Annotated in this window: 26 protein-coding genes; 12 read left to right on the top strand and 14 right to left on the bottom strand. The window is 64.3% G+C overall.

The genetic code is table 11. The features are described from left to right. Together C451_RS12900 and C451_RS12895 are read left to right on the top strand one after the other, a co-directional pair. A partial coding sequence (locus tag C451_RS12900) for a beta-ribofuranosylaminobenzene 5'-phosphate synthase family protein (protein WP_007741215.1) occupies positions 1-973 on the top strand: 973 nt, incomplete at its 5' end. Positions 974-1,008: 35 nt separating this feature from the next. Continuing rightward, positions 1,009-1,329: a transcription factor S gene (locus C451_RS12895; protein ID WP_007741214.1), complete on the top strand. Its 321-nt coding sequence runs from the start codon at positions 1,009-1,011 to the stop codon at positions 1,327-1,329. A gap of 258 nt (positions 1,330-1,587) precedes the next feature. On the opposite strand, the gene C451_RS12890 is transcribed toward C451_RS12895, so the two are convergent. The 4 genes from C451_RS12890 to C451_RS12875 form a co-directional block, all read right to left on the bottom strand. After that, positions 1,588-2,235 carry a helix-turn-helix domain-containing protein gene (locus C451_RS12890; RefSeq protein ID WP_007741213.1) on the bottom strand — a complete coding sequence of 216 codons (648 nt, stop codon included), beginning with the start codon at positions 2,233-2,235 and terminating at the stop codon, positions 1,588-1,590. 79 nt (positions 2,236-2,314) lie between these two features. Next, positions 2,315-3,166 (bottom strand): hypothetical protein, encoded by an 852-nt coding sequence (locus tag C451_RS12885; RefSeq protein ID WP_007741207.1) that lies wholly within the window; start codon positions 3,164-3,166, stop codon positions 2,315-2,317. Between the two features lie 51 nt (positions 3,167-3,217). Then, positions 3,218-3,907 carry an SDR family oxidoreductase gene (locus C451_RS12880; RefSeq protein ID WP_007741206.1) on the bottom strand — a complete coding sequence of 230 codons (690 nt, stop codon included), beginning with the start codon at positions 3,905-3,907 and terminating at the stop codon, positions 3,218-3,220. A gap of 43 nt (positions 3,908-3,950) precedes the next feature. After that, entirely contained in the window at positions 3,951-5,396 is a 1,446-nt protein-coding gene (locus C451_RS12875; protein WP_007741205.1) for a carotenoid oxygenase family protein, read from the bottom strand. 74 nt (positions 5,397-5,470) lie between these two features. Here C451_RS12875 and C451_RS12870 point away from each other — a divergent pair, with 74 nt between their 5' ends. The 3 genes from C451_RS12870 to cruF are packed head-to-tail and all read left to right on the top strand — an operon-like array spanning position 5,471 to position 8,716. After that, positions 5,471-6,982, top strand: coding sequence for a phytoene desaturase family protein (locus tag C451_RS12870; protein ID WP_007741204.1), 1,512 nt, complete (start codon positions 5,471-5,473; stop codon positions 6,980-6,982). Then, positions 6,979-7,875, top strand: coding sequence for a prenyltransferase (locus C451_RS12865; RefSeq protein ID WP_007741203.1), 897 nt, complete (start codon positions 6,979-6,981; stop codon positions 7,873-7,875). The genes C451_RS12870 and C451_RS12865 overlap by 4 nt, the downstream gene beginning before the upstream one ends. Continuing rightward, positions 7,865-8,716 (top strand): bisanhydrobacterioruberin hydratase, encoded by an 852-nt coding sequence (gene cruF / locus C451_RS12860; RefSeq protein WP_007741202.1) that lies wholly within the window; start codon positions 7,865-7,867, stop codon positions 8,714-8,716. The genes C451_RS12865 and cruF overlap by 11 nt, the downstream gene beginning before the upstream one ends. Here cruF and C451_RS12855 read toward each other — a convergent pair. Continuing rightward, positions 8,713-9,657: a phytoene/squalene synthase family protein gene (locus C451_RS12855; protein WP_007741201.1), complete on the bottom strand. Its 945-nt coding sequence runs from the start codon at positions 9,655-9,657 to the stop codon at positions 8,713-8,715. The genes cruF and C451_RS12855 overlap by 4 nt on opposite strands. A 318-nt stretch (positions 9,658-9,975) precedes the next feature. Here C451_RS12855 and C451_RS12850 point away from each other — a divergent pair, with 318 nt between their 5' ends. Together C451_RS12850 and C451_RS12845 are read left to right on the top strand one after the other, a co-directional pair. After that, positions 9,976-11,385, top strand: a complete 1,410-nt coding sequence (locus tag C451_RS12850) for a dihydrolipoyl dehydrogenase family protein (RefSeq protein WP_007741199.1) — start codon at positions 9,976-9,978, stop codon at positions 11,383-11,385. Between the two features lie 102 nt (positions 11,386-11,487). Next, complete coding sequence (locus C451_RS12845) at positions 11,488-12,636, top strand: MBL fold metallo-hydrolase (RefSeq protein ID WP_007741198.1); 1,149 nt, start codon at positions 11,488-11,490, stop codon at positions 12,634-12,636. A gap of 9 nt (positions 12,637-12,645) precedes the next feature. On the opposite strand, the gene C451_RS12840 is transcribed toward C451_RS12845, so the two are convergent. Continuing rightward, on the bottom strand, positions 12,646-12,918 hold the full coding sequence (locus tag C451_RS12840; protein ID WP_007741191.1) for a hypothetical protein: 273 nt from the start codon (positions 12,916-12,918) through the stop codon (positions 12,646-12,648). Between the two features lie 301 nt (positions 12,919-13,219). Beyond that, positions 13,220-13,369 (bottom strand): hypothetical protein, encoded by a 150-nt coding sequence (locus tag C451_RS22645; protein WP_007741190.1) that lies wholly within the window; start codon positions 13,367-13,369, stop codon positions 13,220-13,222. 426 nt (positions 13,370-13,795) lie between these two features. Between C451_RS22645 and C451_RS12835 the strand changes: the two genes are divergently transcribed. Continuing rightward, positions 13,796-14,134 carry a hypothetical protein gene (locus tag C451_RS12835; RefSeq protein ID WP_007741188.1) on the top strand — a complete coding sequence of 113 codons (339 nt, stop codon included), beginning with the start codon at positions 13,796-13,798 and terminating at the stop codon, positions 14,132-14,134. Positions 14,135-14,153: 19 nt separating this feature from the next. Here the strand turns inward: C451_RS12835 and C451_RS12830 are convergent, their stop codons facing one another. The 3 genes from C451_RS12830 to C451_RS12820 form a co-directional block, all read right to left on the bottom strand. After that, positions 14,154-14,597 carry a hypothetical protein gene (locus C451_RS12830; protein WP_007741185.1) on the bottom strand — a complete coding sequence of 148 codons (444 nt, stop codon included), beginning with the start codon at positions 14,595-14,597 and terminating at the stop codon, positions 14,154-14,156. A gap of 63 nt (positions 14,598-14,660) precedes the next feature. Continuing rightward, positions 14,661-15,893 carry an ornithine cyclodeaminase gene (locus tag C451_RS12825; protein ID WP_007741184.1) on the bottom strand — a complete coding sequence of 411 codons (1,233 nt, stop codon included), beginning with the start codon at positions 15,891-15,893 and terminating at the stop codon, positions 14,661-14,663. A 40-nt stretch (positions 15,894-15,933) separates the two neighbouring features. Continuing rightward, positions 15,934-16,323, bottom strand: a complete 390-nt coding sequence (locus tag C451_RS12820) for a hypothetical protein (RefSeq protein ID WP_007741183.1) — start codon at positions 16,321-16,323, stop codon at positions 15,934-15,936. A 109-nt stretch (positions 16,324-16,432) separates the two neighbouring features. On the opposite strand from C451_RS12820, the gene C451_RS12815 reads away from it, so the two are divergent. Further along, on the top strand, positions 16,433-17,131 hold the full coding sequence (locus C451_RS12815) for an SOS response-associated peptidase (RefSeq protein ID WP_007741182.1): 699 nt from the start codon (positions 16,433-16,435) through the stop codon (positions 17,129-17,131). Positions 17,132-17,536: 405 nt separating this feature from the next. Here C451_RS12815 and C451_RS12810 read toward each other — a convergent pair whose 3' ends face one another. Beyond that, entirely contained in the window at positions 17,537-18,052 is a 516-nt protein-coding gene (locus tag C451_RS12810) for a gamma carbonic anhydrase family protein (protein ID WP_007741181.1), read from the bottom strand. 91 nt (positions 18,053-18,143) lie between these two features. Here C451_RS12810 and C451_RS12805 point away from each other — a divergent pair, with 91 nt between their 5' ends. The 3 genes from C451_RS12805 to C451_RS12795 all read left to right on the top strand — a co-directional run bounded on the left by C451_RS12805 (position 18,144) and on the right by C451_RS12795 (position 21,166). Next, complete coding sequence (locus C451_RS12805; RefSeq protein ID WP_007741180.1) at positions 18,144-18,866, top strand: fumarylacetoacetate hydrolase family protein; 723 nt, start codon at positions 18,144-18,146, stop codon at positions 18,864-18,866. 109 nt (positions 18,867-18,975) lie between these two features. After that, positions 18,976-20,319 carry a metallophosphoesterase gene (locus C451_RS12800; RefSeq protein WP_007741179.1) on the top strand — a complete coding sequence of 448 codons (1,344 nt, stop codon included), beginning with the start codon at positions 18,976-18,978 and terminating at the stop codon, positions 20,317-20,319. Between the two features lie 106 nt (positions 20,320-20,425). After that, positions 20,426-21,166 carry an MOSC domain-containing protein gene (locus C451_RS12795; RefSeq protein ID WP_049913112.1) on the top strand — a complete coding sequence of 247 codons (741 nt, stop codon included), beginning with the start codon at positions 20,426-20,428 and terminating at the stop codon, positions 21,164-21,166. Between the two features lie 86 nt (positions 21,167-21,252). On the opposite strand, the gene C451_RS12790 is transcribed toward C451_RS12795, so the two are convergent. From C451_RS12790 to C451_RS12780, 3 genes are all read right to left on the bottom strand, one after another. After that, complete coding sequence (locus tag C451_RS12790; protein ID WP_049913109.1) at positions 21,253-21,456, bottom strand: hypothetical protein; 204 nt, start codon at positions 21,454-21,456, stop codon at positions 21,253-21,255. A 195-nt stretch (positions 21,457-21,651) separates the two neighbouring features. Beyond that, complete coding sequence (locus C451_RS12785; protein ID WP_007741176.1) at positions 21,652-22,137, bottom strand: cupin domain-containing protein; 486 nt, start codon at positions 22,135-22,137, stop codon at positions 21,652-21,654. 190 nt (positions 22,138-22,327) lie between these two features. Then, positions 22,328-26,458: an Eco57I restriction-modification methylase domain-containing protein gene (locus C451_RS12780; RefSeq protein WP_007741175.1), complete on the bottom strand. Its 4,131-nt coding sequence runs from the start codon at positions 26,456-26,458 to the stop codon at positions 22,328-22,330. Positions 26,459-26,512 lie beyond the last annotated feature (54 nt).

Below are 26,512 nucleotides of genomic sequence, written 5' to 3'. Positions count from 1 at the left end.
GCGGGTTCAGGTCACTGCCGGCGGGCGCATCCATTTCGGCTTTCAGAACCTCTCGCTCGCTCGCGAGCGGCTCTACGGCGGTCTCGGAATCTCCCTCCACCAGCCACGACTGCGCATCGAGGCCGCACCGGCCGACGAACTCCGCTGTGACGACCCGGACGCGAGCGAGTACGCGGCACGCGCGCTCGATCTGCTCGATCTCCCTGGCGTCTCCCTCACGATCCACGAACGACTGCCGTCACACGTAGGCCTCGGTAGCGGGACGCGCCTCGCGCTCGCGACGCTCGCCGCGATCGCGCGGGCATACGACCACGAACCACGAGTCAGGGAACGCGCGCCGCAGCTCGGCCGCGGCGGGCGTTCGGGCGTCGGCTGTGCGACGTTCGAGTCGGGTGGGTTCGTCGCCGACGCCGGCCATCGGGCCGAGCGATTCACCACTCAGCCCCCCGCCGCGGGCGAGTGGGAAGTGCCGGAACCGATCGCTCGCCACGCGCTCGCCGACTCGTGGCGGTTCGTGCTCGTCGTCCCGGCGATCACTCCCGGCCGGAGCGACGACCACGAGGATCGGAGCATCGAGCGCGTGGTCGAACACGCCGATCCGAGCATCGCCGACGACATCGCCCGTATCGTCGCCCAGCAGCTGCTCCCGGCGGTCGCCGAGGACGACTGGCACGCTTTCGGCGGTGCGATCGCCGCCGTGAGCCGCCTCAACGGTGCGTGGTACGCCGACGAACAGGGTGGCGTCTATCGCCCGCCGCTCGGCGATCTCATCGACGTGCTCGAACGCTCGCCGGCCGTGGCCGGTGCGGGCCAGTCATCGTGGGGGCCCGCCGTCTATGGACTCACGGACGACGAGCGCGCTCAAACGGCACGGGAGGCGGCCCAGGACGCGCTGTCGGCTGCGGGCGTCGATGGCGACGTCGTGATCTGTGAGCCGGACAACGAGGGCGCGCGCATCAAAACTGTGGAATAGGTGGTGTTTTGCGCGTCGAGCGTCTATCCCGATCCATGCAGTTCTGCGACAGTTGCGGCTCGATGATGCACGCGGACGGCGACGAGATGGTCTGCTCGGACTGTGGCGCACGCATGCCGAAGGACGAGGAGGTGGCGGCGTCGTTCGTGAGCACCGAATCGCAGAGCGATAGCGACGTCATCGAGACGAGCGAGGACGCGGCCGACGAGGGGAAACCGACAGCCGAAGTCGAGTGCGAGGAGTGCGGGGCCGAGCGCGCGTGGTACACGATCAAACAGACCGGTTCGGCCGACGAGCCACCCACTCGATTTTTCAAATGCACCGAATGCGGCCATCGCTGGCGCGGCTATAGCTGATCTCACCATGATCGAACGGTTTTGTCCACCTTGACGCGAGCGCCGCGTCATCGACACGCTGGATGCCGTTCTCCCCGAGATACGCTGGGACCTGCCGGACCCGACGATCGAGATCGAGCCGTCGCTGGCCGTGCGACGTCCGGAAAACGGGGCGGGAACGGTACGGTGATGCCACGCAACGGACCGTTCGGGGAGCCACCCCATCACATGATTATCGGGGACGACCGAAACGGTCCTGCATGATAGCGAAAGTGAATGTCACCCGAACCGATCGCTGACGAGTCGCCCGCAGCCGCGCCGCAGCCGTTCGGAGGCGGCCTGATTCGAGATATCGAGCTCGGCGGCGATCTCGGCGAGCGTCGTCTCCCGCGGTACTCCGAAGTAACCGCCCTCGTGGGCCAGCTGCAGCGCCTCGCGCTGACTGGTCGTGAGGCGGTTTCGAGCCGTCTCGGTGTCGTCGTCATCGCTGTCGTAGAGCCGATCGAGTTGGAAATCGAGATCGTGGTCGAGACAGAACTCCCGGAACGTGGCCAGCGCATCGCGGCCGGGAAAGCGCATGCGGGCGTGCCAGCGGCCGTCGACGTACCGCATTTCGAGCCGTGCAGCCCCGAGATCGACCCACGCGTCGTAGGTCACGACCGACGCCCGTCCGGTCAGTCGAGCGCGATAGAGCCGCCGATCGTCCGCGTCGCTCAACCGTTTGACGTCGGTGACGGTCTCGTCGTCCGCGAGCGCGCTCTCGAAGGTGTCGAGATCGTCGCCGCGCGCCCAGCAGAAGACGACTGGCATCGCCGAGCGCGTTCTGTACACTCGTTCGACGTCGAGTTCGATCGCCGGGGTGGCCGACAGCGCCGTCGCGAACGAGAGCCGGTCCGGGTCGAGGCTGCATTCGGCGATGACGCTCATAACGATTGATCTATGCTACCAAATAGCAAAATACCTTCCGACGGATGGAGTCGAACGAATCGGTGCGGATCGTGGTTTTTCAGGCGATCAGCAGCCACGCAAGCGCCACCGCGCCCGCACCGGCGATCGTGCTCGCCACCGCGTGGGTGCGCAGTCGATCGAGGTGTGCGTGGGCCGCGCCGTGCGTGTGGTCGTGAGCGTGTTCGCCGCCGGTCTCACACTCGGGCAGGAAATCCATCGCGATGTGGAGGAAGATGCCCGCGGCGAAGCCGAAGACGACCGCGTTGAGCGCCATCGTGCTCGGCGGCTCGATCAACCCCACGAGCAGCGCCGTGATCCCGACGCCGGCCGCCGGCAGCGCGATCGCGCCGATCGGCAACCCCTTGGATCGGAGGCGGTCGGCGGCGGCGTAGCCCGCGGGCGCTTTGTGCGAGACGATGCTCAGGCCGAGCAGCAGTCCGAGCTCGGGCAGAAGCGTGTAGACCGTCCCAATGACGATTCCAGCGGCCAGCGCGTGTGCGGTGAGCTGTGCGGTCGTCGTTTCGAGCGGGAGGTCGAGATGCGTGAGACGGTGGCCGACGGTGTGACCGGCGTAGCCCGCGACGATCCCGGCCGCGATGCCGAGTCCCCCCAACTGCGGCTGATAGCCGATCGCCTGTGGGACGAGAAAGATGGCCGCACTCGTGATCATCGCGCCGCTCGCGAGCCCGTCGGCCCGGACCGATCGCGCCGCGTTCCGTTCCCGCGAGCGTGCGCCGAGAACCGCCCCGCCGCCCATCGCGGCGAAAGCGACCCAGCCGACGACCAGCAGTTTCCAGAGCCCCGCGAGTGCCCCGAGCACCGAGAGAGCGACGAACGCCACCAGCCCGACGACGCCGATCCACGGCACTCGCTCGCGCCGTTCGAGACCGACCGCTCCGATGTTCTCCATTCTGTTAGCAACATCAACATCGAAGTTAATAAGTTCGTCGTGCGGGCCGTCTCAGCGCGTCGCCTGCCGCCACGCGCGCAGATCGAGAACCGAACCGTCGAGCTCCTCGCCGTCGGCCTCGGTCGCCGCCCAGACGAACATCCCGGCGATATCCGCGGGATCGCGACCGGCCTCGCCTGCGAGATCAGTCGCGACCTGTCCGAGATCGAGCAGCCCTATTGAACTATCCAACTCGGTGGCAAACCCACGCACGAGCGCCTCCGCGGCCGCCTTGGAGACGGCGTACGAACCGAAGCCGGCCTGCGCCTCGCGGGCGATCGCCCCGGTCGGGACGAGTACGCGCGCGTCGTCGGCGAGGTGGGGGATGGCCTCGCGCACCGTCGCGAAGACCCCGCGGGCGTTCGTCCGGAGGTGATCGTCGAACGCCGTGTAGCTCTCGTCGGCCAGCGGCGTCTCGCCGGCCGGGCCGTGATAGACGCCCGCGTTCGCCACCACGAGATCGATCCCGCCGACGTTCGCCGCGGTCTCGCAGAGCCGTTCCACGTCGTACTCGTCGCGCACGTCGGCGCGCTGCGTAGTGATCTCGCCGTCCAGATCGTCCGCGTCCGCGGCGAGTTCGTCGAGCGCGTCCGTGCTGCGCGCACAGCCGACGACGTGCGCGCCCTCCTCGGCGAAACGGTGTGCAACCGCCCGGCCAACCCCCCGGCTCACGCCCGTGACGAGCGCGACGGTATCGTCCATATGTCTGGATGGCTCGCCACGCTAATGCGCGTTGCCCTCCCCGTCAGGCCATCGAACGCGTCGGTCGTTCGCCGTCGCGATAGAACTGGCCGTGGAAGCCGAACGGGATCGCGTGCGGAACCAGGGCGCGGGCGCGCTCCTCGAAGGTCGTCGCATCGAGCACGAGGAGAACGGATCGTCCAGCGTCGGCGTCGAGCACGACCGAGAGGAGCACGCCCTCGTCCTCCCGTCGCGAGGCTGCAGTTCCGGATGTATCGGGAGCAGGCACGAACACCGGCTCGCCGGGATAGCTGTTCGGCTCGTCCCACGTCTCGGTGGTCCGTGTCTCGACGTCGATCTTCACGAGTTGGTTCTGGAACGCCGCTGGCGGCCGTTCTCGATTGCTCACACCGTAGACGTAGCGATACGGGCGGGTGTTCCGGCGCGCGTAGTCGATCGTCGGGAACTCGATATGGCCCGGATGAAGCGTCTCGTGTTCGATATCGCGTGCCGAATCTTCTGGAAGGCGATATCGGCGGAGTTCACCCGTCGGGAGCGTCGGCGATGGCGAACGGAGGTTGTCGAGACCGAGCGCGTCGACCACCGACGCGTCGGGATAGGCCACGAGATCGAGCACGATCTCCCCGTCCCGCTCGAACGCGTTGACGTGATGGAAGACGAAGAACGGCCCCGTCCGGTGGGTCGCGGCGACGTCGCCCGACGCGCGATCGAAGACGATGAAGCGCGTGCCGCGCTCGGGTTTCCAGGTGAAGCTCCCGGCCACGGTCGATCCCCGGAGCAGCGCGAGCGGCGAGACGACGAACGGGCTCTCGGTGAGCACCACGTAGTTCGGGGTGAGCGCGAAACTGTGGAGATAGGCGGCCTCGTCGACCGTCACGCCGCCGAGGATCTCGGGGTCCGTCTGTCCATCGGGAACCCGATAGAGCGTGTATCCCGGCTTCCGGCCCAGACGCGTCGCGTAGCCGATCGTCTCCCCGCGATGGGCGTCGTAGTGAGGATGGACCGTCATCGTAGTGCCCAGCGGCTCACGGGCGTTCTGACTGCGCGTTTCGAGCGTTTCGGGATCGAACTCCAGCGGTCGCGGGCTTTCGGTGGTGGCGACGACGGCATCGCCGCGTGTCTCGATATCGACGCAGGCGTTGTCGGTGATCCTCGGTGAGAGCAGTCGTTTCAGTCGGTCGCGGAGATCGGTGTCGGGGATGGTGCCGAACTCGCGGAAGCCGAGTTCGCCGTGCTCACGGGCGTGCTCGTACGCCTCGCTCCGGAGAAAGCGATTCGAGTAGCGGATTTCGCCATCGTGGATCGCGAACCGTCGGAGCAGCGAGAAGCCGTCGAACCAGTGGTTGAGCGTCCGGTTTCCGACGCGAAAGCGGCCGGGGCCGTTGCGGAGCAGGGTTCCAGCGAGCCAGTCGGGGAGATCTCCCTCGACGGGTAGGCGCACGCGATCGAGTTCTGCCGAGATCGGCTCGAAGCCGAGGCGATGGTCCATACACGGTCGAGCGGCGCAGCGGCCATAGCGTCCGGGGTCAGTCGTCTTTTATACGCGCCGCCGTATCATCCCACATGGATGCGCTCGCGGCAGGGTCGGACGCGGCATCGCTGGCCGGTCGGTCGGTCGCCGTCGTCGGCGGGGGGTTCGGCGGGCTCTCGGCGGCGTGTTACCTCGCGGCCGCGGGGGCCGACGTCACGGTGCTCGAGAAGAACGGGCAGGTCGGCGGCCGTGCCTCGCAGTTCGAGCAGGACGGTTTCCGGTTCGACATGGGCCCGTCCTGGTATCTGATGCCCGACGTCTTCGAGCGCTTTTTCGATCACTTCGACGCCGATCGCGAGGATTATTATGGACTCGAACGGCTCGATCCCCACTACCGTGTGTTCTTCAAGGACGGCGATCGCGTCGATCTGACCCCCGACCGCGACCAGGTGCGTGCCGTCTTCGAGTCCTACGAGGAGGGTGCGGCCGCGGCGTTCGACGACTATCTCGCACAGAGCGAGTCGACCTACGAGGCGGCGATGGAACGGTTCGTCTACACCGATCGCCCGCGATTGCGCGACTGGGTCGATACCGACGTGTTTCGGTCCGCACCGGTCGGGCTGAACCTGCTGCGGTCGATGGAAAATCACGTCTCGAACTACTTCGAGCACCCGAAGCTCCAGCAGATCATGCAGTACACGCTCGTCTTCCTCGGGGGCTCGCCGAAGAACACGCCCGCGCTCTACACGATGATGAGCCACGTCGACTTCAACCTCGGCGTCTACTATCCCGAGGGTGGTTTCGGCGGCGTCGTTTCCGGCATCGCCGAGCTCGCGCGCGAACGCGGCGTCACGATCGAGACCGATGCCGAGGTCGGCGAGATCACGCGTCGGCGCGACGGCTTCTCGCTCGATACCGCTGCGGGCGAGCACACACCCGACATCGTCGTCTCCGATGCCGACTACGCCCACACCGAACAGGAGTTGCTCCCGGAACACGAGCGCCAGTACACAGAGGAGTACTGGGACGAGCGCACGCTCGCACCGTCCGCCTTCCTGCTCTATCTTGGCGTCGAGGGCGACGTCGACCCGCTCGCCCACCACACGCTCGTCCTGCCGACCGACTGGGACGGCCACTTCGCACAGATCTTCGACGAACCGGCGTGGCCCGACGACCCGGCCTACTACCTCTGTGTACCCTCGCAGACCGACGACACCGTCGCGCCGGAGGGCCACTCGAACCTCTTCGCGCTCGTGCCGATCGCGCCGGGGCTCGACGACACACCCGAGATCCGCGAGCGCTACCGCGACTCGATCCTCGACGACATCGCCGCCAACACCGGCGTGGATCTCGCCGATCGGATCGTCCTGGAGAGGACGTTCTCGATCGACGACTTCGCCGAGCGCTACAACAGTCTGCAGGGGACGGCACTCGGACTCGCCCACACGCTCCGCCAGACCGCCCTCTTCCGACCGCCCCACCGCTCCGAGGCCGTTCCCGACCTCTACTTCACGGGCTCGTACACCACACCAGGTATCGGCGTGCCGATGTGTCTCATCAGTGGTGAACACGCCGCGAGCGCCGTCGTCGAAGACCACGGATGAGTCGCGAGCGCGTTCGTCGCGGCGTGAACCGACTGCAGGGAACGATCCCGCCCGAAACGACCACGACGGGCTATCTCCTGCGGCTCTCACGGCCCCGGTTCTGGTTCTACCTCGCCGGGCCGGTCGTCGTCGGCGTGGCCTACGGCGCCGAATCGCCCGCCGACCTGTTCGCGCCGATCGCGCTCGCACTGTTCGCCTACTTCCTGGTACCGGCGAACGTCTTCCTCTACGGCGTGAACGACGTCTTCGACGCCGATATCGACGAAACCAATCCGAAGAAGGACGACCGCGAGGTGCGGTACACGGGCGACAAAGCCACTCTCGCCGCCGTTATCGTGAGCGGGCTGCTCGCGCTTGGCTTCGTCCCGGTGCTCACGCCGGCGGCGCTCGCGGTTCTCGCGCTCTTCGTCTTTCTCGCGGTCGAATACAGCGCGCCACCGCTTCGGTTCAAGACCACGCCGCTGCTCGACTCGATCTCGAACGGACTCTACGTACTGCCTGGCGTGATCGCCTACACCGCCGTCGCGGGCGAGCTGCCCCCGATCGCGGCCGTTCTCGGTGGCTGGCTCTGGACGATGGGGATGCACACCTTCTCGGCCATTCCCGACATCGACCCCGATCGGGCCGCGGGCATCCGGACGACGGCGACGGCGCTCGGCGAGCGACGGACCTACGGCTACTGTGCACTCTGCTGGCTCGCCGCGGCCGTCTCGTTCGCGTTCGTCCACGTCCTCCTCGCCGTGTTGCTGCTCGCCTACCCCGTTCTCGTCTTCGCCATCGCGCGCTCGTCGATCGACGTCGACCGTGCCTATTGGTGGTATCCGGCGGTGAACACGCTCGTCGGGATGGTGTTCACCCTCGGCGGGCTCTGGAGGCTGATCTATGGCGGCTGAGCGCGCGACCCGTCAGCGAATCGAGGCACGCCTCGACGAACTCGTCGCCGAGAACCGCTTCACGATCGCCGTGGTCTTCCCGCTTGTCGGCGCAGCCATGCTGCTCGCGAGCGCCGCTGGCCTCGTCGGCCCGCCGCTCAGATACAACCCGTATCTCATCCTCTTCGGGACGGCGGTGATGCGCCTCCCGCTCGTGGCCGGGCTCGCGCCGCTGTTCGACCGCCGGGCGGCGGTCGCGACCGGACTGCTCGTCGCCTACTCGTTCGGGATCGAGCTCGTTGGCGTCCTGACCGGGTGGCCCTACGGCGATTTCTCCTACACGATCGAGCTCGGCCCGATGTTGTTCGGGGCCGTCCCGCTCGGCTTGCCCGTCTTCTTCCTCCCGCTAGTGTTCAACAGCTACTTGCTCTGCCAGCTCGTGCTCGGCGAGCTCGCCCGGCGGCGCGCGGTACGCCTCGTCGCGGTGATCTGTACGGTGTTGCTCGTCGACGTCGTGCTCGATCCCGGCACGGTCGCGATCGGTTTCTGGAGCTACTCGGGCGGGGCCTTCTACGGCGTTCCCGTCTCGAACTACGTCGGCTGGGTGCTCTCGGCCACCGTGACGGTCTTTCTACTGGACTACGGCTTCGATCGCGCACGATTGCTGAACCGGCTCGAAAACTGCGAGTTCATGCTCGACGATCTGGTGAGCTTCGTCGTGCTCTGGGGCTCGATCAACGCCGTCTTCGGCAACTGGATCCCGGTCGGCGTCGCGCTGGTGCTGGCCGGCGGGCTCGTCAAAACCGATCGGTTCGACGTGGCGGGTCTCGGAAGCGGTGATCCAGGCTCGACCGAGGGCTAGCGCGTCGGCGTCACGCCCTCCGGCTCGTGGACGTACTGCGGACTGTCGGAGATCGTGCTCACCGCCGCGAAGACCGCTTCGGGATCCTTGTTCCAGAGCCAGTGCCAGCGGGTGCGCACGAGCAGCGAGAGTTTTCGCGTCGAGGGGAGCTCGGGTGTCGTCGAGAGGGTGTCGTGGCCGCGATCCCTGATGAGTCGGTGGTGATCGGCGTAGAGCACGGCCGCGAGCAGGACGGGGAGCTGGCAGTCCTCGGGGAGGTATTTGATGCCGGCGACGCCCTCACGATACCGTTTCTCCGTCCGTTCGAGTTCGGATCGCATCAGCACGGCGAAATCGTCGTCCATCTCGAAGCGCTCTATCTGTCGCTCGGTGACGTCGTGCTCGTCCAGGACTTCCTGGGGGAGGTAGATCCGATCGCGCTCGACGACGTCCTCGCGCACGTCGCGCAGGAAGTTGGTGAGCTGGAACGCCTCGCCGAGCGCGCGAGCGTGTGGCCGGGCGATTTCGGGATTTTCGGGCTGCATGACGACGGTCATCATCTCGCCGACGGCGGCCGCCGACCCGCCCATGTATTCGTCGAGCTCGTCGTGAGTCTCGTAGCTGTCCGTGTCGATGTCGGTGACCATCGCGTCGACGAACTCCTCGACGGCGGTGTCGGGAATTCCGTACTGTTCGCGGAGATCGCTGAACGCCGCCACGACCGAATCGTCGGTCGGGCCGCCGAGCGCACCCTCGCGGAGGTCGGCGAGCTGTGCGCGCTGCTCGGCCGGCGGTGGGCCGTTCGGGTCGTCGACGATCTCGTCGGCGACGCGGAAGAACGCGTAGAGAACGTACGTCGCGTGGCGAACGCGCTCCGGGAGCAATCGTGTCGCGACATAAAAGGTGGTCCCCGTTCGCCGATGGATAGCCTTGCTCTCGGCGAGCTGCGTATCGTCGACCATGTCAGTGTGTTCCGTTGGGGCGAGAGCGACTTATGTGTTTGTACGCTGTGAAGTTTAAGAACGAATTATAATAGAACTAACTATTTTATCCCAACCGGCCATTTCGCCGATATCCCGCCGCTTTCCGGGTCGTCATACGGATATCCGATCCGCCGATTCTCGATGATCGATCGGTACTGTGGGTGGCCGAGGCGACGGTCAGTCGAATGCCATTCATGCCGAACCCGTGATCGGCGTGACACCGCTATCGCTTTTGGTCGTGACTGCCATGGATCGAACAGGCACGGGCGTCCCGGCAACGCGCTCGTCCATCCATCCATGACAGACCACATCGTCATCATCGGCGCGTACGGAAGCGCGGGCATCGCCGCCGCCGAGCGTCTCGTCGACGAACCGGACGTCGAACTGACGCTCGTCGACGACGGTCAGCCCGGCGGCGGGCTCTGCCTTCTCCGCGGCTGCATGCCCTCGAAGGAGCTGCTCTCGGCCGGCGCACACCGCTTTCAGGCACGCCACGACGACCGCCTTGCAGGCGCGCCGACCGTCGATCTCGACGACGTCGTCGCCACGAAGGACCGCCACGTCCAGGGGTTCGCCGAACACCGGCGCGAGTCGCTCCACGAACTGACCGAGCGCGAGAACGTCGAGTTCGTTCACCGAACGGCGACGTTCGTCGACGACCACACGATCGCCGTCGGCGAGCGGACGCTCGACGCGGACTACGTCGTCGTCGCCACCGGCTCGACGCAGAACGTCCCACCGATCGACGGCATCGAGGACGTCGATTATCTCACGAGCGACGACGTGCTCGACGCGACCGAGTTCCCCGAATCGGGGGTCGTCCTCGGATTCGGCTACATCGGGATGGAGCTGGTTCCGTATCTCACCGAAGTCGGCGGGATGGAGCTCACCGTGCTCGAACGCAGCGAGCGAGTGCTCGACGAGGGCGATCCGGCGCTCGACGACGCGCTGACGGCGCTCTATCGCGACGAGTTCCCCATCGACCTCCGCACCGAGACGCAGGCCACGAGCGTCGAGGAAACCGAGGACGGCGGCGTCCGTCTCCACACCGAACACGACGGGGATGAGGGTGTCGTCGAGGCCGATCAGCTGTTCCTCTTCACCGGTCGGCGGCCCGCCCTGGATGGGTTGGAACTCAATCGATCGGCGCTCGATCCCGATCCCGATTCCGAGTGGGTCGAAGCCACGATGCAGGCCCGCGACGACGAGCGTGTGTTCGTCGTCGGCGACGCGAACGGCCGCGAGCCGATCCTCCACATCGCCAAGGAACAGGGGATCACGGCCGCCGAGAACGTCCTCGCCCACCGGGATAGCGAGGAGCTCGCGGTCTACGACCCGATCCATCACCACGTCATCTTTGCGGCCCTCGGCGTCTACCCGTTCGTCCGCGTCGGTCACTCCGAGTCCTCAATCCAGGAGACCGATCACGAGTACGTCGCGGTCACGCGTGAAGCACGCGACGACGGCGTGTTCAAGACGAAGGCCGTCCCCGAGGGGCTCGCGACGCTCGTCGTCGACAGCGACGACGGCACCGTGCTCGGCTATCAGGGGTTCCACCACGACGCGGACGTAATGGCGAAGACGATGCAGGTCGTCGTCGAGACCGGGATGGACGTCCGCGACGTGCCCGATCGTGCCTATCACCCGACGACGCCCGAACTGATCGACGGGCTCGTTCGGGAGGCGCGCTCGGCTATCGAGGAGTGAGCATTCCGTTCGCTCGCGTCGAGCCCACGCGTGCGAGCATCCCGCGCGTCGATCGGGGATCGGAAATGCTTATTCTCCACAATACCGTACGTGCGGGCAACGATGTTCGGAACGATCACCGCGCGTGATCTCGCGGCGCGCCTCGATAGCGGTGTCGAGAACTACGTCCTCGTCGACACGCGCCCGGCCGAGAGCTACGACTCGTGGCGCGTGACGGGTGCGGAGAACGTCCCGTTCGGGCCGGCCGAAGAGTTGGACGACGAACAGCGCGACCGGATCACGGAACTGGCAAACGGCGATGAGATACTCACCATCTGTGGGAAGGGCGCGACGTCGACACGGCTCGCCTCGGAACTCGACGCCGACGGGTTCAGCGACGTCTCGGTCGTCACCGGTGGGATGCGCGCCTGGAACGAACTCTACGAGACCGCCACTGTCGAGACCGCATCCGAGAACCTCCTCGTCGAACAGTTTCAGCGCCGCGCGAAGGGCTGTCTCTCCTACCTCGTCGGCTCGGAGCGCGCCGGCGAAGCCATCGTCGTCGATCCGACCCGTCATACCGACCAGTACATCACGACGGCCGCCGAGCACGGCCTGGAGATCACGGGCGTGCTCGACACGCACGTCCACGCTGATCACATCTCTGGCGGTCGCGATCTTGCAAATCGGCTCGGCGTTCCGTACTACCTCGGGGAGAAGGCGACCGAGCGCGATCTCGCCGTCGATTTCGAACCGCTCGCCGACGGCGAGACCCTCTCGATCGGCGACGGCGAGATCGAGACGCTCGCCGCACCCGGCCACACGACCGAGATGGTCGCCTACCGCGTCGACGACGTCGTTCTGACCGGCGACAGCCTCTTCCTGGATTCGGTCGGTCGCACGGAGCTCGAATTCGGCGACGAAGGGGCCGAGACGGGTGCGCGCATGCAGTACGACACCCTCCACGACACGCTGCTCGAACTCCCCGACGAGCTCACCGTTTTGCCGGGACACGTCACGGTGCACGACGACGGCACCTACGCAAACGCTTCTCCGGGCGAGCTCGTGGGTACCACGCTCGGCGACGTGCGCGACCGGCTCGATCTCGTGGATCTCGACGAGGAGACCTTCGTCGAGCGGATGGTCGACAATGTCCCCGCGAAGCCGGACAACTACGAGACGATCATCGCGATCAATCGTGGCGTCGAGAACACGAGAAACGCCACCGAGGCGACGACGCTCGAGACGGGTGCGAACAACTGCGCGGCCTGAATAGTTCGATCAGATCGTGTCGTCGGGCTCGTGTTCGTCGGCCATGCGCTCGACTTCGTTCGCGTAGCGCTCCCGCAGATCGGAGTCGTCGATGCGTTCGAGATCGTCCGTCGAGACGTCTTTCGCGGCGGTCACGGTGTCGACGCCGATGGCCTGGGCGGCGAGTTCCCGGCGGAAGAGCCGCTCGCCATCGGGCGTCGCGTACTTGAGGATGATGAGATCGCGGTTGTTGTATCCGCGCTCGACGAGCCAGACGCGGACGGTGTCGCTTTCGTCGGCCATGCCACGAGAAGGGCGACCATCAGGTTAGGCGGTTCGGTTGTAGGGTGAACGAGATCGCGCTCGTCCGCGTAGTCAGAGAGCATCGATATCGAGCGGCCGACCCGACTAAGACGATGGCCCCCTTCCTACTAGCTCGCCATGTCGCGCTACGAGTGCACCGAGTGCGATTGGACGGGCGAGAAGCTTTTCGACGCACTCGACCACGCCGAAATCCACGAAGTCAGGCGAACCAACCGGGGCTGAGAGCACGGCTATCGCACGTCTTTTCGGGACAACCGACCCGTACTCCCCGTGTGAGGGGCTACTCGGATTTGGACGTCTCGAACTCGTGCTCGCAGTCGAGACACTCGTAGTGTGACTCGTCGGCGTCGGCGGTGGAGTCCGCTATCTGGACGTTGTTGGAGCCACATTCGGGACAGGTCACGTCGCTCGTCGTCGGTGTTTGACTCATGCCACTCCGTAACCCGCACCGGTGCATAATCGCTCTGGTACGCCCATATTTCGTCGCAGCGTCACACATCCTCTACGGGGCACTCTCTCCACCGATTTTCCAGGATGGAGCGAAGCGCACGTCGGATGGACTACCTGCCGGATTAGAAGGCACCTACCCGACAGAACCTCCGGGATATCTCCGAACGTGCTCGACGAGAATGAGATACGGACCGATCGCCGATTGCTGACATCGATGAGTTCGATAGATGATGAGAGGACACGCCGGACTCGATCGCTCGATCGGCCACCCGTCCGATCGAGCGGTCGCTTTCGTTTCAGAATTTTCTCAGCATTTTCGCTTTGGATCGGCAAACGACGATGGGTACCGAGCCGAAGAACGTTGCCCGGAACGGCAAAAAACGAGCGGTTCCTCGGTGAGAGCGCAATGGCAGTGCAACAGATCGGTCTGAGCGACGAGATGGAAGCGTGCGTCGACAACTGTACCGAGGCCGCCGAGGTCTGTGAGTGGTGTGCCGACGAGTGTGCGGGCCACGGCGAGGAGATGGCCGAGTGTATCCGACTCTGCCGGGACGTCGCGGATCTCGCGTCGCTCTGTGCGCGACTGTGCGTCCGCGATTCGGCGTTCAACTCACAGGTCGCTCAGGCGTGCGCCGACGCCTGCGAGGCGTGTGCCGAGGAGTGTGAACAGCACGATCACGATCACTGTCAGGCCTGTGCCGAAATCCTGCCCCAATGTGCCGAGAGCTGTCGGGCCATGGCCTGAACCAGATCACGGTTTTTCATTACACGAGCAGAGCGGTCCCGTCGAGAACGCGCCGGATGGCCCGTTCGGCGAGCAGCATCGTCGACCCGTTCCCACAGGCACAGCCGCTGAGAACCGTCACCGTTCCGGCGGCCGCTGCGCCGACCAGCACGGCGGCCGGAACGCTCCACCAGCGGTCGATCAGACCGACGGTGACGCCGACGAGCGCGACCAGCAGCGATCCGAGCGTGAGATACAGCCGTTCGATCCCGACCCCGAAGTAGCCGACGACGGGAAGTCGGTTCGCGCCGGCGACCTCCAGTGCAACCGACCCGACCGCCGGTTCGGGTGACAGTACTGGTCCCCGAGTTCCGAGCCACACGAACAGCCCGCCGGCGGCGAGCGCGCCGACGATCACCGCCAGCACGGCCAGGCCGAAGGTCGTTCCCGACGGTCGACCGAGCCGCGACCGTACGGATGTCATATCGACGAGAACGGCTTTCGCGCCTTTTTATCTGGCGGCGAATCGGTCGCCGACAAGCGAGGACTATTCGTCGAGCAGCTGCTCGACGAGCATCGGCACGAAGGTACCGATATCGGTGACCATGCCGACCGCCTGTGCACTCCCGCGATCGAGCAGTTGCGTGACGGTCGCGGGATTGATGTCGACGCAGACGACCCGCGTCGAGGAGGGCAGGCAGTTGCCGACCGCGACCGAGTGGAGCAGCGTCGAGAGCATGAGCACCATGTCGGCCTCGTGGGCCTGCTCGCGGATGGCGTTCTGCGCGTCGACCGAGTCCGTGATCGTGTCGGGCAGCGGACCGTCGTCGCGGATCGATCCCGCGAGCACGAACGGGCGATCGTTGTCGACGCACTCGTACATCACGCCGGATTCGACCAGTCCCTCGTCGACCGCCTGCTCGATGGACCCTGCACGGATGATCTCGCTGATCGTGTAGATGTGGTGTTTGTGGCCCTTTCGGGGATGATCGAGCGTCTCGGTGTTCATCCCGAGCGAGGTGCCGTAGAGATCGCGTTCGAGGTCGTGAACCGCGAACCCGTTGCCGGCCGAGAGCATGTCGACGTAGCCCTCGCGGACCAGGCGGGCGAGCGATTCGCGCGCGCCGGAGTGGATGAGCGCCGGGCCACAGACGGCGAGCACCGAGCCGCCCTCGCGTTTGGTCTCGGCGATCGCCTCGGCGACCTTCGCGATCGTCGATTCCGAGGGGCGCTCGGAGGAGACACCGCCCTGCATGAAGCCGAACGCGCCCTCGCGGTTCCGGGGGCGCTCGGGCGGACGGACACGGATCCCCGTCTCACCAGTGACGACCAACTCGCCCTCCTCGATGGCGTTGAGAACCTTCGTGAAGGCGCGTGGTTCGTCATCCTCGTCTTTCTCGACGACCACCGCACAGTCCATCTCGATGCGCTCGACGGGGATCCACTCACCGTCGTGGCGGATCTCGGTGTGGTGGTTCGTCGTCGAGTAGAAACCCGACGGCACGACCTGATCGTCGGGTGCGGGTTCGAGCGTCGCGTCGACGGGATGGGAGGGCGTCGCGCCGTTCTGATGGAGTTCGTGGACGATCGACTGGAGCTCGTCTTCGGTGTCGGCCAGGACGGTGAGGCGGGCGTAGGACTCCTCGACTTCGCTCCGGCCGATGTCGAACTCGTCGACCTCGAAGGAGCCGCCGAGATCCATGATGACGCCGAAACACGACTGCATCATCCCCGAGTCGATGATATGTCCCGAGAGCTCGACTTCGCGCGAGACGGTCATATGGTTGCGTTTTCGTCGGTAGATAAGTCCGTTGTGGCTCTCAGGCGTCGGTGGTCGATTCGACGATCCACTCCCGTTCGCTCCGCGCGGCGAGCCGGCGGTAGAGCGCACGCAGGCCGTCGGGATCGGTTTCCGGCAGCACGTGGAACTCGATGCGGCCGTCGCGGACCGACACCCGGAAGACGTCGCCGGTTTCGGTGTCGTGGACGAGATAGAGCGCCATCGGCAGGTCGAACCAGTCGCCGTAGGTGTACGGGTCGCCGTCGAGCACGTCCCGGAGGAGTTCGTCGAGCGCTTCGTTCTCGTGATCGCCGGGGTCGGCAGCGGGTGACAGCGAGAAGACGGTCGAGCCCTCGTATTCGAGTCCCGCGTGGCGCGAGTAGCGCCGTTCCGGACGACGGGGGATCGCGAACGAGGGCTCCTCGGGCATGGCTATCACGGGCTACGACGTGATATCGTTTATATGTACGGACCACATCGATCGTCAGCCCAACGCGCAGGGTCGATGGCGTTATTCCCGCCCATGCCCTCGTCGAACCATGTGCGGACGTTACACCCTCTTCACCCCGCCAGCGGACATCGAGGAGCGTTTCGACGCGAGTTTCGAGGGCTCGCCACGGCCGCGGTACAACGCTGCGCCGAGCCAGTCGCTGCCGGTGATCACGAACGACGCGCCCGACACCATCGATACGCTCGAATGGGGCCTGATCCCGCACTGGGCCGACGACCGATCGGACGCGAACCGGCCGATCAACGCCCGTGCCGAGACCGTCGCCGAAAAGCGGAGCTTTCGGGACGCCTACCAGAACCGGCGCTGTCTCGTGCTCGCCGACGGGTTCTACGAGTGGCAGGGGACTGGTGGGGACAAACAGCCCTACCGGGTGACGCTCGATAGCGGGGAGCCGTTCGCGATGGCCGGGCTCTGGGAGCGCTGGCAGCCGCCGCAGAAACAGACCGGACTGGGCGAGTTCGGCGATGGTCGGCCCGCCGGCGACGCCGATCCCGTCGAGACGTTCACGATCGTCACGACCGAGCCGAACGAGGTCGTCAGCGAGCTGCATCATCGGATGGCGGTCGTTCTGCAGGAGGGCGACGAACGGCGCTGGCTCGACGACGGCGACGGCGAGCTACTGCGACCATACCCCGACGAGATGACGGCCTACCCGGTCTCGACGGCCGTCAACGATCCCTCGAACGACTCGCCGGAACTCGTCGAGGAGGTCGATGCGGCCGCCTGAGGTCGATTCGCAGGGAACTCTATGAGATGGCTCAGGGATGACCGGTTGCGGTGCGGTCCTCGGTGGATGAAGGGCGAGGGCGCGAGTGGAACGAGCGCCCGAGGGCTTCGGCGGTGCTGTGCAGTGCGGTTTGTGGAGGGTGGTAGCGTCCGCGCGAACGCAGCGAGGTTCGACCGAAGAGAGAACCTCGGAAGCGAACGGTGAACGGAATGAACCGTGAGCAGCGAGCGCGGTTCGCCGTGAACGAGCGCCGTAGGCGCAAGTGAGCGGGAGTTTTTAGCGTAGCTTTTTGCAAGCCGAGCGGGACCGAAGGTCCCGCTGGCCGTGCAAACGGGCGGCTTCGCCGCCCGCGAGCAGAGAGTGGTGGCCGACCGCGAGGAGGCCACCCGACGCGGTAAAAAGGTCCTACTCGAAGAGGTCGTCGTGGCGCGCGGCGAGATCGGTGTAAGATCCCGAGGAGTGGGCGTCGAAGACGGTTGCCGGGTCGAGCGTCGTCTCGGCCAGCGGCGTGACGGTTGCGGGGACGCCACGGACGAACGACTCCGGCGGGATGTCGTACCCTTCCGGCACCGTGGTGCCGCTCGCGACGACGCTGCCGGCTCCGACCGTGACGTCGGAGTTGATCGTCGCGTTGAACCCCACGAGCGCGCCGTCGTCGACGGTGGCATCGTTGAGTATCGCACCGTGGCCGACCATCACGCGGTCGCCAGTCTGTGAGGCGTGGAGAACGGCGTTGTCGCCGACGTGTGACTGCGCGCCGATCGTGACCGGTGCGACGTCGCCGCGGAGCACGGCACCCGGCCAGACACTGGCGTTCGCTCCGACGCTGACGTCGCCGACGAGCGTCGCATCGCGGCTCACCGCGGCCTCGGCGTCGATCTCGGGTTCGACTCCCTCGAAGGCGTACTGGTTGCTCGCCATACATGACGAACGCAACCCATCGACAAATCTCTATGGGACGAATGGGGTAGGCGAACGGAAGCGATATGCCCGCGCCGTGTCGCGGATGGATATGCAACTGGCGCGCATCCGCACACCCGATGGGATCGTCACCGGCGAGCACCGCGACGGGGTCGTCCACACCGATCACGAGACGTACCGCCTCGACGACGGTGACGTCGAACTGCTCGCACCCTGTGCGCCGTCGGCGCTCTACTGTGTGGGGCGAAACTTCGCGACGACGCTCGACCAGATGGACTACGAGCGCCCGGAGCGCCCGGACTTCTTCATCAAACCGCCCGTCTCCGTGCTCGCACCCGAGCACGAGATCGCGTATCCGGGCTTCACCGAGGAGTTTACGTACGCCGGCGAACTCGCGGCTGTCATCGACGAGCCCTGTAGCGATCTCGCGCCCGCGGAGGTGCCCGACGTGGTGCGCGGCTACACGATTCTGAACGATCTCGACGCGCTCGATCAGGACGGTCGCACGGCACGGAAGGCGTTCGACGGTTCCGCGCCGCTCGGCCCCTGGATCGAGACCGACGTCGATCCCGGCAGCATCGACATGGAGACGCGCATCAACGACGAGGTCCGTCAGGAGGCCAACACCGAACGGATGCTGTTCGACCCACACGAGGTGGTCGCCTTCCTCTCCGAACGGTTCAGCTTCGGCGCGGGCGACGTGATCTCCTTCGGCAGTCCGGCGAACCCCGGGCTACTCGAACCCGGCGACGACATCGTCATCACCTACGAGGGCGTCGGAACGCTCCGGAACACCGTCGCAACCGGTGAATGAGGATCGGCTCGGTCACGCGCCGGCAGCAATCCATAACTGGATGGCACCGTATCGGTCGATATGTCGCATGGACACGTGTTGTAACGCGCAGACGGGAATGGAACGCTGAATGGCCGATACTTGCTATCTGATCAGCGATCTCCACATCGGGGGCGACGAACAGCTCACACAGGTCGACTTCCTCGACGAACTGCTCGGCTTTCTCCGTGAGCTCGAAGCGAGCGACGAGGACGCCGAACTCATTATTAATGGCGACGCGTTCGGCCTCTGGGAGTTCACGGAGATCGAGGGGCCGGCGAAGTTCGACGCGCTGCTCGATCGCTACCCCGAACTGTTCGAACAGCTCCGGGCGACGGGGGAGGAGGTGCCGATCACGCTCATCCCGGGCAACCACGATTACGAGCTCGCGGCACACGACGAATACGTCGATCGACTGGCGGCGTACAACGTCACTCTCGAACAGGAGATCGCCATCACCCGTGAGATCGGCGATCACACGATCCACATCGAACACGGCATGCAGGAGGACCCGAGCAACCGAATTCCGGACTTCGGAAATCCGTACGCGAACCCACCCGGCTACTTCGTGAACCGTCATATCACGAGTCGGGCCGGCCGTCTCTCGGGCCGAGGGAAGTACAACTGGCTCAAGGACATCCAGGCCGTGACGCCGATGACGCGCATTCCCGACTGGTTGCTCTCGAACTACTTCTACCGCGAGATGAGCGGCTGGCTCAGATACGCCTCGGTTCCCTTCTTCCTCCTGTTCAATCTGAGCGTGCTCTATCTCGGTGTCTACGCGTTGGACGCCGTCGGCGTCTGGTCGCGCCCGATGAGCATCGTGGAGAGTGTTCTGGACGTGTTCGGGCCGGTCGGGACGCTGATCGACGTCGTCCTCGTCGCCAACGTCGTGTTCATCGTGCTGCTGCTCCTCATCTCGATCCCGTTGTACGTCCTCGCGAGGGACGTCCGCAAGACGCTTCGACGATTCGGACTCGCACAGGGCGACGATGACGACCGCGATCCCACGGCGAAATACAACGATCGAGCACGGGAGGTCTTCGCCGAGACCCCCGATACCGCCGTGTTTCTCTACGGCCACACCCATCGAGCCTCGGTCACGGAGATCGAGGATCGGCTCGTGATCAACACGGGGACGTGGCTGAAACGCCTCCGACGGGTCGAGCCGGTTCTCGGCATCCTCCCGCCGGTGTTCTACGCGTCCTATCGGCTCAACTACGTTCGACTGACGGGGGCGGACGACGGGAGCGTCGTCGTGGACTGCGACGTCGTCGACAAGCCGGATCCGGGCGAAGAGACGTTGCTCCAACGGCTGCTCACTCCCGCACCGAACCCGCGCGAGGAGTTTCCGGTTCACAGACGCGTCGATCCGAGTGACGGTACCGATACCGAATCGAGTGCTCGGTCCGCGAACGGTCGCCGAGAGCAATAACGGCTGGTTCCGTCGTGAGTTCGCTCGGCATACCGATCGAGTGTAATCGATCGCTTTCCCCATCGTGCGGACGTTCTTTATGTCGGCCACCCGAACAGCGAAACGGATGAGCGACGCACACGTTCGTTCGATTCAGGTCGGGACGCCCGAACCGCACGGCACGGCCGACGCCACCGATCCGATGGAGCAGCCGTGGTGGACGTCGTTCTACAAGCATCCCGTCGACGGAGAGCTATATCTCGACGAAACGAACCTCGCTGGCGACGAACAGGCGGATCTGAAACATCACGGCGGGCCGGAGAAGGCCGTCTGTGTCTATCCGGCCGAACACTACTCCCACTGGGACGACGAACTCGATCTCGAACTCGGCCCGGCGGCGTTCGGCGAGAACTTCACGATCACCGGGCTCACCGAGCGCGAGGCCTGTATCGGCGATAGCTACGATATCGGGGCGGCAACGGTACAGATCACGCAGCCACGGTCGCCGTGTTGGAAGCTCGCTCGTCGCTGGCGGACGAAAGACCTCGCCACACAGTTCGAGGAAACCGGCTATACCGGCTGGTATCTCCGCGTGCTGGAGACGGGGACGGTCGCTCCCGACCAGTCGATGACGCTGGTCGATCGGCCGAACCCCGACTGGTCGGTCGCCCGGGCGACGAAGGTGCGCTATCGAATGCCGGACGATCGCGAGCTGGCCGGCGAGCTCGCCGCCATCGACGCGCTCGGGGAGAGCTGGACGGACAAGCTCAGCCACCGGGCCGAAACGGGCGAACAGGTGTACTCGACGGCACGCGTCATCGGGCCGAATGCGGATGCCGATGCCGACGCGGATTCCTCGAACGAGTGAAACAGGTGGCTCGTCAGCAGCTGCGGTACGGATCGGTCACACGTGGGAACAACGGATTCATCGGATCGACTTTGTCGATACCGTTGTCACCGTTGGCATCCGCCCGCGCGTGTTTCGTCGATCCGATCGTGCATTCGATCGGCCGTTTCCGTGGACAGGATACCGGCGACGTCATCGGGATGTGGGCCGCCAACGAGCCGACGAAGCGTCTCCTCCATCGTCTCGTCGTCCGCCCTGTGGGCCGTGATGAACTCGTGAAACTCCTCGGAGATACGGACTGATTTGCTCATCCGCGTCTGTATACTCCAATAAACACGAATGTCGACGTTCGGGTCGATCAGCAAAGCCCACCGATGACAGTACCGTCGTGCAAGCATGGCCTCGGAACTCATAGGGATCGTCATCGCCGGGTGCCGAGTCCGGCTCCGGACGATGGCTCGTCATCGGCCATCGGTCCTTACCCATCCAGTCGAAAAAGCATACCCTTAGCCGATGGTGAACTCGTTGCCACACTCGCTGCAGGTGAACACGAAGGCTCCCTGATCGGTGAGGTCGGTGTCGTGGGCGGTCTCCTCGTCACATTCGCGGCAGTGGACGACCGATTCCATCTCGTCGAAATCGTGGCGGGCCTTCGGCGCGCCGAGGGCGAACCCTACCACGCGCTCGTCGGAGTCGTTCTTGCCCATCTGGAACTCGCCGGGCGCAAAGCGGATGAGCTCGCCCGCGGCCACCTCGTGTTCCTCGCGGTCGCGACCCACCTCGAAGGTCGCCGTCCCCTCCTGGACGTGGAACACCTCCTCCTGGTCGTGGTGGGTGTGGAGCCCGCCCGAGAAGGACTCGCCGGGTTCGAGCTCGAAATAGTTCATCGCGAACGAGTCGGTACCGAGATCGCGCGAGACGGGCTTGCGGACCGAGTGCACGCCGAGCGGGTTGTTGACGATATCTACATCCTCGATGCTGACCTTCTCCATAGCGGACCCACCGCGGCGACCGGCAAAAAAGTTCGTCCACCCACCTTTTGCTGCACTCCGACCTTTTTCCGCCTCGGGTGCGCTCGCTTCGCTCGCGCACCGCTCGGCGCAAAAACGTCGATGAAAAATCCCGAGCCTCACTGGCGTTCGGCTCGGTGAACCGCTCGCTCCCTACGGTCGCTCGCGGACACTACTCCTCGACGGCCTCCTCCACGATCTCGATTTCTTCGTCGGTCAGCCCGTACAGTTCGTACACGATTTCGTCGATCAACGCATCCGTCTTTTCGATTTTCTCATCGAGCTCCGCGGCGCGCTCTCTGGCATCCGTGTAGCGCTCGATGCCACCCGCCACGTCGTCGAGTTTCGGCAGGGTCAGCCCCTCCAGCCGATCGAGCGGCGAGATCGTCGCGGTGGCGTTGTCCCGATAGCCCGCGAAGCCGTCGGCCTCGTCGACCGCGTGGGGCACGAACGCCGCGACGAGATCGGCCTCGGGCTCGCTCAACCCGACGAACTCCATCGCCGGCACGGGATCGAGCGTGGCGTAGCCGTGACTGTTCGTCTCGTACTCGTCGGGATTTGCGGGCTTCACGTAGGGCACCGCCAGCACCCGCAGGCGGTCGTCATCGCGCTCGACCTGCGCGCCCGTCACCCGCAATTTCTCGAACTCGCTGTCGGCTTCGGTGTCGGTCAGCACCGACTCGGCCAGCCCGCTCGCCGGCTGGTAACGCTCCCCGAGGGTCGGGCCATCCTCGTAGTTTCCGAGGTAGTCGAGAAGATCGAGATTGATCTTGTTTTGATTCTCGATATAGTTGGTAATATCTTTAGCCTTCTTTTCCAAAGTAGAATCGGTCAAATCGGGAATAGGAAACCCAGAGAGATGGGTGGTTCGATATTCTAGATATCCTCCTCGGACGGTCGATAGGCGCTTCCGAGCCCAAAATTCGCCTATCTTTGAATTCAATACTGCTAGTAGTGGATAGTCCTCTTCAGGTAGCATGAAGCATTTGTTGTTTATATACCGTGAGTCTTTATCTAGACTAAACTGAGGCCCATCAGAGATTTCTGGATAGACAATTTTGGTGCTCTCAAATTTGTCGTAGTAATCGCAAGGTCTGAGTTCCCACCAGCATTCACCTTGATCATATCTCGACGAAGCATCCTCAGAATATCTCTGTAGATAATCAGACAATTTTGGATATCTCGAACAAAACCATTCCCAAGCTTCCTTTTCGGTTTTAGCATCACAGTGCGAAATAGTCCAGCCAGAAGGTATTCTAATAAGGTAGTTATCTGAAAAATAAGGGGCATAGCGTTTGGCATCATTTCCACGCATCAATTCAAAAATAAATTGATCTGAGCCAGAATCAGCGCTAATGATGTCTTCTTTCGTACTTCTGTCTACGATGAATGCTTCATTCAATCCAGTTTTCACTCCCCAGTATATATCATCCTCTTTGTAATCTTCTAGTGTATCATTCTCAGTCTCAATCTTATTGCACAACTTGGTTGAATGTGGGTCAGACATTGACCATGCTGAATTTTTCAGATATTTTTGTTCAATCGGTGTGCCATTGCTGCTGATTGTCTTTTGTAAGTCGGAGAACTCTAGGGAATCCATCTCCGAAAGCACAACTGAATCTCCGTCATCTGGGAATGTTTTTTGAGCAATCAAAATCATTGGATACGCTGATACAGTTGGTCCGAAGACAGGAAGATCACGAAAATCACACAACAGTTTGAGTTGCGTCTCCTCCGATAAAAAATTTCTCAGCGGCTCACCATATTCTGCTTTCGTGAATTTGTTCGATACAATATGACCGATATTAGATTCATCTGAAAGGAGGTTATAACCTTGCTCTATGAAATATGTGTAGAGGTCCGAAGCCGGAGAATATACATCGTACTCTTTCGAAATGTAGTCGATTAGCTGTCTGATCTGTTCCTGTCGCACATATGGAGGATTCCCCACAACGGCATCGAAACCCGCACTCGCCAGTCGTTCGCCGTCCATGTCGAAGAAGACCGCGGGGAATTCGAGTTCCCAGTGGAAGAAGCCCTCCTCGTCGGCCATCGCCTGCGCCGCGCGGAACCAGTCGGTGTCTTCGAGGGCGGCCCACTCGCTCTCGTCCTCGATGGCGCGGGCCATGCGCTCGATGGCGTCCTCGGGCACGTCGAGTCCGAACTCGCCGGCCGTGTGGACCGTCGCCATCGCCTGGAGATGCTCGTACAGCGGGTCCTCGCGGATCTCGTCGTAGAGGGCCTCCATCGAGTGCACGTCGTCCAGGGTCTCGTTGTCGATGACGAGCAGCTCGCTCATGTGGTCCATCACCTTTCCGAGCGCGCGCCGGCGGGTCTGTGCGAAGTCGTACGCCAGCGTCACTTGCCCCGGCTCCTCGCTCTCGTCGGCGAGCACCGCCGAGATGTCCGACCCCACTAAGGAATTCCCGGATTTGAGGTGGTGGTCCAAAAATGCGAGCGGCTGGTCGGCGGCGAGCGTTTCGAGCCACATCGAGAGCTTCGCCAGCTCGACGGCCATCCCGTTGACGTCCACACCATAGATGCACTCCCGGGAGATCGTCCGCCGGACCAGCTCCTCGTCGAACAGCGATCCCGATTCGAGCTCCCGCACGCGCTCCATCATCGCGTCGGCGAGATAGCCCGTCGCCTTCGTGAGGAAGTGCCCGCTGCCCATCGCCGGATCGAGGATTTTGAGATCGGTCACGCGCTCCCAGAACGCGATCACGTACTCCTGGGTGCCCGGTTCCGCCTCCAGTTCGGCAAGTTCGTCCTCGATCTCCTCCAGGAGCGGTCCGACGGTCTCCTCGACGATGTACGTCACCACGTAGTCGGGCGTGTAGTACGCCCCCGTGGCCTTGCGCTCACCGTCGTCGTTCACCACGTAGAGCTCGCCCTGTTCGACCGTTTCGACCGCCTCGGCCACGCTCACCTCGTCGGCTGGCTTCCAGACCTGTCCGCCGTCGCCGGAAACGGCGGCCTGCGCTTCGGGCGCGACGGCGAACTCGTGTTCGAGCAGCCCCTCGTAGATCGTTCCCAGATGCCGCGTATCGAGATCGGCGTAGTCCGCGGCGACGTGGCCCTCGTCGGTCTCGGTGGTCGACAGCCGATAGATCACCTCCGCGAGATGGCGGTCCGACACCTCGTTTTCCGCGAGAAACTCGTGACTTCCCTCGTCGAACAGCCCACCGTTGTACGCGGGGATTCCCAGGTCGTCGTTGCCCGAATCGACGAGCGCGAAGAGGTCCTCCAGCCGGCTCCATAGCCCGGTCGAGTGGGAGGAAAACTCCCGCTCGAAGTCTGTCTCGTCGGCGCGCTCGCCCACCTCGTCGATGACCTCGTACCGGAGTTCGTCGAGACTGAAGTTCTCCTCGTACTCCGACGCTGCATGCGGATCGTCGGGATCGATCAGGCCGCGCGATTCCGCGTAGAGCACGAACATCAGCCGATAGAGCAACACCAGCGACTGTTCCTTCAGGTCCGCGAGGCGCTCTTCGTTCGCGGGATCGATATCCAGTGTGTTGGTCTCGACGAACCCCTCGCCGAGCACCCGCAGCGCCGTGAACACGTTGTCCTGGAGATCCTCGCCGAGTTCCTGCGCGGCGGTCTCGCTCTCGGACCACACCCTGTCGAGAAACGTCGTCCCACCCGATTCCCGGAACGCGGCCGGCCGGAAGAAGACGTAGAAATACTTGAACACCTCGACGCTGCCGGTTTCGAGCAGATCGACCAGATCGACCTCGTAGTAGGTCTCGGTCTCGTAGTCCTTCGTCCCGTAGAGCCGCCACTTCTTCCCGTTCGTCAGGATCCCCCACGAGACCGATTCCGGCGTGTGTTCGAGGTAGTATTTGATCTGATGGGAGGCGTCCCGATAGGAGCGCTGCTCGCTGAAGCGCGTGGTGAAATCGGCGTCCCACTGCTTGGCTTCGAGTACCGACAGCGATTGCCCGTAGATTCCGGCGTACTCTCCGTCGGCTTTCATCGCCGCGGCGGCACGCCGATCGTCAGCGGAATCGTATAGCGCCCGGTCGATCGACCCGCGTGCGTCGAGGATCGGCGTCTCGGGGAGCGACTCGTAGCCCAGAACCGAGAGCACCTCGTCGATCCAGTGTCGCCGGAGCGGGTCCTCGTCGTAGCTTTCGAGCGTCCCCCGTTCGGCCTCGTAGAGCGCCTGCAGCTCCTCGAAGGCCTGTTCGGCCGCCTCGTCGCAGTCCCACTCGTCCAGCCCGAAGACGCGCTCGTCGAGGTAGTAGCCCGAAAAGAGGTTCGAGTTCCGATACCGACCCGGAAGCGTCGCCTGACTCATTATCCCTCCATCCAGCATCGGCATGCATGAAACCAGGTGATCCGCGCCGGCCCG

The sequence above is a fragment of the Halococcus thailandensis JCM 13552 genome, from assembly GCF_000336715.1.
In the GTDB taxonomy this organism is placed as follows: domain Archaea; phylum Halobacteriota; class Halobacteria; order Halobacteriales; family Halococcaceae; genus Halococcus; species Halococcus thailandensis.
Note: the sequence above shows the minus strand (reverse complement) of the source record. Positions and strands in the feature narration are given on the sequence as shown.

What these genes read in the sequence shown, in the direction of transcription:
- C451_RS12780 (WP_007741175.1), bottom strand. Translation starts at nt 26,458, where the DNA reads ATGAGTCAGGCGACGCTTCCGGGTCGGTATCGGAACTCGAACCTCTTT.
- C451_RS12805 (WP_007741180.1), top strand. Translation starts at nt 18,144, where the DNA reads ATGCAACTGGCGCGCATCCGCACACCCGATGGGATCGTCACCGGCGAG.
- C451_RS12815 (WP_007741182.1), top strand. Translation starts at nt 16,433, where the DNA reads ATGTGCGGACGTTACACCCTCTTCACCCCGCCAGCGGACATCGAGGAG.
- C451_RS12835 (WP_007741188.1), top strand. Translation starts at nt 13,796, where the DNA reads ATGGCAGTGCAACAGATCGGTCTGAGCGACGAGATGGAAGCGTGCGTC.
- C451_RS12845 (WP_007741198.1), top strand. Translation starts at nt 11,488, where the DNA reads ATGTTCGGAACGATCACCGCGCGTGATCTCGCGGCGCGCCTCGATAGC.
- cruF (WP_007741202.1), top strand. Translation starts at nt 7,865, where the DNA reads ATGGCGGCTGAGCGCGCGACCCGTCAGCGAATCGAGGCACGCCTCGAC.
- C451_RS12895 (WP_007741214.1), top strand. Translation starts at nt 1,009, where the DNA reads ATGCAGTTCTGCGACAGTTGCGGCTCGATGATGCACGCGGACGGCGAC.
- C451_RS12870 (WP_007741204.1), top strand. Translation starts at nt 5,471, where the DNA reads ATGGATGCGCTCGCGGCAGGGTCGGACGCGGCATCGCTGGCCGGTCGG.
- C451_RS12880 (WP_007741206.1), bottom strand. Translation starts at nt 3,907, where the DNA reads ATGGACGATACCGTCGCGCTCGTCACGGGCGTGAGCCGGGGGGTTGGC.
- C451_RS12800 (WP_007741179.1), top strand. Translation starts at nt 18,976, where the DNA reads ATGGCCGATACTTGCTATCTGATCAGCGATCTCCACATCGGGGGCGAC.
- C451_RS12885 (WP_007741207.1), bottom strand. Translation starts at nt 3,166, where the DNA reads ATGGAGAACATCGGAGCGGTCGGTCTCGAACGGCGCGAGCGAGTGCCG.
- C451_RS12790 (WP_049913109.1), bottom strand. Translation starts at nt 21,456, where the DNA reads ATGAGCAAATCAGTCCGTATCTCCGAGGAGTTTCACGAGTTCATCACG.
- C451_RS12865 (WP_007741203.1), top strand. Translation starts at nt 6,979, where the DNA reads ATGAGTCGCGAGCGCGTTCGTCGCGGCGTGAACCGACTGCAGGGAACG.
- C451_RS12830 (WP_007741185.1), bottom strand. Translation starts at nt 14,597, where the DNA reads ATGACATCCGTACGGTCGCGGCTCGGTCGACCGTCGGGAACGACCTTC.
- C451_RS12810 (WP_007741181.1), bottom strand. Translation starts at nt 18,052, where the DNA reads ATGGCGAGCAACCAGTACGCCTTCGAGGGAGTCGAACCCGAGATCGAC.
- C451_RS12795 (WP_049913112.1), top strand. Translation starts at nt 20,426, where the DNA reads ATGAGCGACGCACACGTTCGTTCGATTCAGGTCGGGACGCCCGAACCG.
- C451_RS12850 (WP_007741199.1), top strand. Translation starts at nt 9,976, where the DNA reads ATGACAGACCACATCGTCATCATCGGCGCGTACGGAAGCGCGGGCATC.
- C451_RS12840 (WP_007741191.1), bottom strand. Translation starts at nt 12,918, where the DNA reads ATGGCCGACGAAAGCGACACCGTCCGCGTCTGGCTCGTCGAGCGCGGA.
- C451_RS22645 (WP_007741190.1), bottom strand. Translation starts at nt 13,369, where the DNA reads ATGAGTCAAACACCGACGACGAGCGACGTGACCTGTCCCGAATGTGGC.
- C451_RS12855 (WP_007741201.1), bottom strand. Translation starts at nt 9,657, where the DNA reads ATGGTCGACGATACGCAGCTCGCCGAGAGCAAGGCTATCCATCGGCGA.
- C451_RS12825 (WP_007741184.1), bottom strand. Translation starts at nt 15,893, where the DNA reads ATGACCGTCTCGCGCGAAGTCGAGCTCTCGGGACATATCATCGACTCG.
- C451_RS12785 (WP_007741176.1), bottom strand. Translation starts at nt 22,137, where the DNA reads ATGGAGAAGGTCAGCATCGAGGATGTAGATATCGTCAACAACCCGCTC.
- C451_RS12875 (WP_007741205.1), bottom strand. Translation starts at nt 5,396, where the DNA reads ATGGACCATCGCCTCGGCTTCGAGCCGATCTCGGCAGAACTCGATCGC.
- C451_RS12820 (WP_007741183.1), bottom strand. Translation starts at nt 16,323, where the DNA reads ATGCCCGAGGAGCCCTCGTTCGCGATCCCCCGTCGTCCGGAACGGCGC.
- C451_RS12890 (WP_007741213.1), bottom strand. Translation starts at nt 2,235, where the DNA reads ATGAGCGTCATCGCCGAATGCAGCCTCGACCCGGACCGGCTCTCGTTC.